The 5,969-nt window shown below is 62.0% G+C and carries 3 protein-coding genes; all 3 read right to left on the bottom strand.

Annotation, left to right across the window (positions count from 1 at the left end):
- Positions 1 to 189 precede the first annotated feature (189 nt).
- On the bottom strand, positions 190 to 1,170 hold the full coding sequence (locus AC1Q8Q_RS32020; RefSeq protein ID WP_168757890.1) for an AraC-like ligand-binding domain-containing protein: 981 nt from the start codon (positions 1,168 to 1,170) through the stop codon (positions 190 to 192).
- Between the two features lie 98 nt (positions 1,171 to 1,268).
- Positions 1,269 to 3,359 (bottom strand): caprolactamase subunit alpha, encoded by a 2,091-nt coding sequence (gene capA / locus AC1Q8Q_RS32025; protein ID WP_168757891.1) that lies wholly within the window; start codon positions 3,357 to 3,359, stop codon positions 1,269 to 1,271.
- Positions 3,360 to 3,393: 34 nt separating this feature from the next.
- A complete protein-coding gene (gene capB / locus AC1Q8Q_RS32030; protein ID WP_168757892.1) occupies positions 3,394 to 5,139 on the bottom strand; it encodes a caprolactamase subunit beta in 1,746 nt (581 codons plus the stop codon).
- Positions 5,140 to 5,969: the final 830 nt, after the last annotated feature.

Here is a 5,969-nt window from a genome sequence, read left to right on the forward strand (position 1 = left end):
GGGCGAAACCCCAAGTGGTCGTTACCGCAGCAATGGATATGTACGCCTGAAAGACAATTATCGCCTGCCAGGACGCCTTCGCCGGCAAGCCTGGCTCCTACAGTTAAAGCGGAACCCTGAGTGGTCGTTACCGCAGGAATGGATATGTACACCAAGGGAACGGCTCGGCTGTCAGAGCTGAAACCTGCCTCAGACACCAATATTCGAAGACGCAGCCAACCGAAACCCACTGCGCACTTCCCTGGCCGTACACCCAAAGTGCTGGCGAAAGCTTCGGGTAAATTGCGCCTGGTCGCTGAAGCCCCAGCGCATGGCCAGCTCGCCGATCGACAGGTGGCAGTTGGGGTCGCGCAGGCCTCTGTTGACCGCCTCAAGGCGGCGCAGGCGAATCCATTCCCCGAGGCTGTAGGGCGTGGTGCTGAAGAGTTTATGCACATAGCGTACGGACAGCCCACAGGCCTCGGCGATCATTGGCGGCGCCAGGTCCGGGTTGCCCAGTTGCTGGTCGACGTATTGCTCTATGCGTTGCAAATGCAGGGCGGCCAGGTTCGAGCTTTCGCTGCTCAGCACCCGCTCATCATCACGCAATGCCATCAACAACGTCGAAAGGGCCTGCTCCAGCAGCATATGCCGGGCGGCCTCGTCGCACTCGTCGAAACGTGCGGCGCACATCGCCAGTTGGTCGACAAAGACCCGCCCGAGTGCGCGCCTGGCGTCGAAGCACAGGCGCGTGTAGCGTTCGGCTCCGCGCAATTGGCCATGCAGCGCGCGTTCGGGGAGCTTGAACACCCACAGATCGTTGTCGCTGGCATAGTGAAAGCGGTAGGGCGCGTCGCCCCGTTCGAAGATGAAACCACCCGGTTGGCAATGCAAGGCGCGGCCGTCCTGTTCGAAATGCACTTCGCTGCGCCGCGGTACGGTGACGAGGTAGCAGGCTTCGTGGTCTTCGCTGACCTGGGCTTTGCTGCGCGAATAGCCCAGTTGGCTGGAGCGCAAGCGAGAAAGGGTTAGCGCGGTGCTGCCGGTTTCCCAGATCTGCAGGCTGCCGCTGAAAGGGCGGTCAGGTGCGAATTCCAGGGACAGCGGAAAGTAGGCACTGCCAATGGCCTGGGCCCAGAGCGGCTGGCGTTGACTGTCTGGCCAGGAGCGTGTGGAGAGTTTGTAGGCCATGGCTGCCCTCGTATCTTTTTTATTATGAGGACGGTGCCGACGCAAAAAAAGCCGTCGGCACCGTTGGGTTGCCATCATTTGCCAATGTCTACGGGCGGTCAATCACCGGGTGTCAGCCGGTAGGTGGCCGATGGCGCGAGCGTGGCCTGCCAGCCAGGAGGGACAACGATGTTGGTGGTCGCCTCTTCGATCACGCAGGGGCCTTTTACCGTTTGCCCCGATTGCAAGCGGTCACCGTTGTACACCGGCGTTTGCTGCCAGGACGACTGGGCGCTGAACAACATCGACCGATGATCGGTGGCCTTAGGCGCGACATCATCGATAGCCGGCGGTAGTTCCGGCATGGGCGGACGTTGCAGGCGCGCAATTACCGAGCACTCGAGGTTCACCAGTTCTACCGGGCTCTCGGTTTCGCTGTAGGAGAACAGCGCCTTGTGCCGGGTATGGAACGCCTCACGCAACGCAACCAGGCCCGACTGATCCAGCTGATCGCAGGTCAGCTCGACGCTGCACTCGTGAATCTGACCGAGGTAGCGGATCTCCAGGTTGTAGAGGCACTGGACGTTATTACCAGCGCCAAAGCCATCGTCGCGCAGGTTTTTCATCCCGCGCTCGCGCAGGTCACGCAAGGTCTGGTTGAGCAACGGCAGGTCGACCAGTTCGTCGTCGAGGCGCATCGGCAGCGTGGTCAATTGGTCGTAGCGGATATCGGAAAGAATCTGCCCGTAGGCGCACAGCCCGGAAGCCACTTTCGGAATCAGCACCACCTTGCTGCCGATTTCTTCGGCCAGGCGCATGACGTGCATGCCCGCCGCACCGCCCGCGCCGATCAGGGCAAAGTCCCGTGGGTCATAGCCGCGTTCGACCGACACCCGGCGAATGCCACTGACCATGTTCAGGTTGACCAAGGTGATGATGCCGATCGCCGCGCGTTCGAAGCTGATGCCCAAGGGTTCGGCGATTTTGCTCCGGATCGCCTCTATGGCGGCCTGGCGATTGAGCCGGATGCTGCCGCCCAACAGCGCGCCGTCGGCCAGGTAACCCAGGGCCAGGTTGGCGTCGGTCACGGTCGGCTCGGTGCCGCCCTTGCCGTAGCACACCGGTCCCGGGTTGGCGCCGGCGCTGCGCGGGCCGACCTGGAGCATGCCGAAATCGTCGAGATAGGCGATCGAGCCGCCTCCGGCGCCGAGGGTTTCCACCTGGATCATCGGCACGCCGATGCGATAGCGCAGGAAGTCAGTGTCCTTGCTGAAGTTGGTGCGTCCTGACTTGCTCAAGGTGATGTCGAACGAAGTGCCGCCCATGTCCACCGTGATCACGTTGTCTATGCCGAATGGCTGCGCCACGCACAACCCGGCTTGCGGCGCGGACGCGGGCCCTGAGTTGATCGCATTCACCGCGCGTTCGCGCATCACCACACCGGGTGCCAGGCCACCGTTGGATTGAAAGTAGCGCGTGGGCTGCTGCGCGCCGAGCTCTTCGAACAAGGCGTCGATGCGTTCGATGTAGCGGCCCATGACCGGGCTCAGGTACGCGTTGACCACGGTGGTCGAGGTGCGGGTGTATTCGCGGATCTGCGGGAACACTTCGTTGCCGGTGCAGACGAATACACCCGGCAATGCCGCGCGCACCCTCTCGGCGGCGCGTTGTTCGTGGCTCGGATTGCGCACCGACCAGACGAACGAAATGGCCACGGCCTTGACGTCCTGTTCGCGGAAATACTCGATTGCTTCAGCAATCGCGTTTTCGTCGAGGGCGGCGTATTCGCTGCCGTCACTGAGGATCCTGCCGCCGATGGGGCGCCGCAGATGACGCGGCACCAGCATGTAGGCCGGCGGGTAGCTGGCATCGTAGCGATGGCCGTCTTCCTTGTGGCCCAGGCGGATTTCCAGGCTGTCCTCATGCCCTTCGGTGCACAGCAGGCCAACCTTGACCCCGGTTTTCTCGATCAACGCGTTGAGGGCCACGGTGGTGCCGTTGATGCACAGGTCACAGTCGCCAATGATTTCGGCGGGGGTGCGGCCGATGGCGTCAGCGATTTGCGCCAGCCCGTTGCGGATGGCGATCGTGCCGTCCTGGGGCGTCGACGGTGCCTTGAACAACTGCACGTTGCCGCTGCGATCGGCCAGGATGAAATCGGTGAAGGTGCCGCCGGCGTCGATGCCCAGGCGATATTGTTGCTTGCTCATGATCAGGGGTTCCAGATAGCTCAAAGGGGGGCGATCAATGCGTGGCGCGGCACGCACGAGTCGCGGCGTCATCGACCTGGCCGTTGCCGTCGATCACCACGCCGTATTCCAGGCGGGCGCCTTCGCGGGACACCAGGCCGTTGCGTACGTCGTCGGCCACGCTGGCAACCGGGCGCCGCAGGGGATCGCCATAGCCACCGCCGCCAGGGTTGATGTTGATCACCCGTTCGCCCGGTTGCGCGATGAGCTGCGCGTTGTAGATAAAGGACTGCTCCTCACCGTCGTTCTTGCGGTGAATCAATCGGCCCAGCTTCGGTTCGAGCAGGACGTTGTTCGCGTCCGCGGCACCAGACGTCGGCAGTTGTCGACCCTCGCCAAAACCGACCACGGTCATCGCGTGATCCAGCGGTTCGATTTCGATTCGCGTGCCAGAACCACCGCGAAATTCGCCGGCACCACCGCTGTCAGTCATCAGGCTGTAGCGATGGATGAGGATCGGGTAGGCGTACTCCAGCAACTCGATATCACCGGACATCAACGCGCCGAAACAGCACAACGGACCGCACGCCGGCCAACCGTCCATGGCCTTGTTCGCACCGGCACCGGAAATGATCGAGGCGAGCACCATGGTCACGTACTCGTCGTTGCCATTGCGCGGATCATGGCCGGCAATGTTGATCCCGCTGGCGTGGCCCCAGGAGGCCGTGACCCGATCGGGGGCCGCTTGTTCCAGGGCCTGGCGCACCGCGTCGGCCAGGGTTTCCATCGGTGTGGTGGTGCTGTTGACGTGGGGCGCCGGTTCCTGGGCGTTGCACAAGGTGCCCGGCGGGCCGAGGTCGACCGTCACGCAGCGGTACAGCCCTTCGTTGTACGGTGGCGGTACCTGGGCGAACATCATCAGCCCCAGGTACACCCCGGACACCGAGTTGCCGGCGTAGGAGTTGATGAAGTACGGCACCTGCGGCGGACTTTTGATCAGGATGTGCGCCTCGTCGCCGCGAATTTCCACTTGCGCGGTGATCGACAGTTCACCCAGCCCATGGCCCGAGTCTTCCAGCACGGCAGTGCCGCTGTAGAGGCCATCCGGTACTTCTCGCAGCAAGGCCCGCATGTGCCGGTCCGCCATGTCTTTCAATTCGGCGATACACGCACGCACCTGCGCCACGCCATAACGATCGAGCAGTTCCAGCAAATGCCGTTCACCCACATTGCAGGCGCCGTACTGGGCGTTGAGATCGCCTTCCTGATAGGCCCGGGCGCGCATGTTGGTCAGCAGCAGGTTGATCACGTCTTCACGGCGCTTGCCTTGGGACCAGAGCTTGACCGGCGGGATCCGCAAGCCTTCGGCGTAGATTTCCCTGGCATCCGGGTTGTAGCCGGCAGGCACCGGTCCGCCGATGTCGGTCAGGTGACCTTTGCACACCGCCCAGAACACCAGCTCGCCTTGGTAGAACACCGGTTTGTACATGCAGCAGTCGAGAATATGGCTGCCCATGTAAGCGGGGTCATTGTGATAAATCACATCGCCTTCCTGGACGTCATCGCCGAAGAAACCGGCCACGCATTTCATCGCCGGAATCAGCGATCCGAGGTGAATCGGGATGTCCTGGCCTTGCAGGATCATTTCCGGAAGGTGATCGAAGAGTGCGTTGGAGTAATCGTGGGCCAGGTTGAAAACGCTTGAACGACCGGTTTTCTCAAGGGTGATGGTCATTTCCCGTTGCGCGGTTTCGAGCGCGCCACGCACGACTGCCAGGGTGATCGGATCTACTGTGCTCATGGGTCACCAGAAATCTTGTTGTTATTCAGGTGGAGGTCAGGACGAACGTCTAACCCACGACACAAAACTACGCGCTCTAGCCAGCGGCTGGCTTGGCGCAAAGTGCACTGGTTTTTGATTGCCAGTGCACTTGCCGACCAGGATGTTGGTGACTGAGTAAATATCCATTGCTGCGGTAACGGCCACTTAGGGTTTCGCTTTTACAGCGACTCCCTTTTCCAAACGCCGAAAAGGAAGCAAAAGGCTGTGCCCCACCACTTGGTGCCTCGCTAAGGCTCGGCATGCCCTCTCTCCGGCATTGCTCCGTGGGTCGCCGCGATGGGCCATCCATGGCCCAGCGCGGCTAAACCGGCGTCCTGCCGTTTTCCCCACTGCGCAATGCCTGCGTTCGGCCATCGTGGTTAACGGGGCGCCCAGATCAAAAACAAAAGCGAGGCGGCCTGACAGCCGACCTGACTTTTCGGGTGCGCCTGGATCCCCTGTGGGAGCGAGCCTGCTCGCGATTGATCGTTCCCACGCGCAGCAAAGGAATGCCGCCAGGGACGCTCCGCGTTCCGCTGACGACGCATTAGTTGAGCCGTACGCAACGGTGATGCGGGGCGTCACAGGAAGCCCTGTGTGAAATGGGTTGTCGGAGTGCATATCCATTGCTGCGGTAACGGCCACTTATGGTTTCGCTTTTACAGCGACTCCCTTTTTCAAACGCCAAAAAGGAAGCAAAAGGCTTTGCCCCACCACTCGGTGCCTCGCTGGGGCTCGGCATGCCCTCTCTCCGGCATTGCTCCGTGGGTCGCCGCGATGGGCCATCCATGGCCCAGCGCGGCTAAACC

It is taken from the genome of Pseudomonas sp. GW823-FHT06B06 (assembly GCF_058795195.1).

Bases quoted from the DNA above. Each gene is read 5' to 3' on its own strand.
- capA (WP_168757891.1), bottom strand. From the start codon at position 3,359: ATGAGCAAGCAACAATATCGCCTGGGCATCGACGCCGGCGGCACCTTC.
- capB (WP_168757892.1), bottom strand. From the start codon at position 5,139: ATGAGCACAGTAGATCCGATCACCCTGGCAGTCGTGCGTGGCGCGCTC.
- AC1Q8Q_RS32020 (WP_168757890.1), bottom strand. From the start codon at position 1,170: ATGGCCTACAAACTCTCCACACGCTCCTGGCCAGACAGTCAACGCCAG.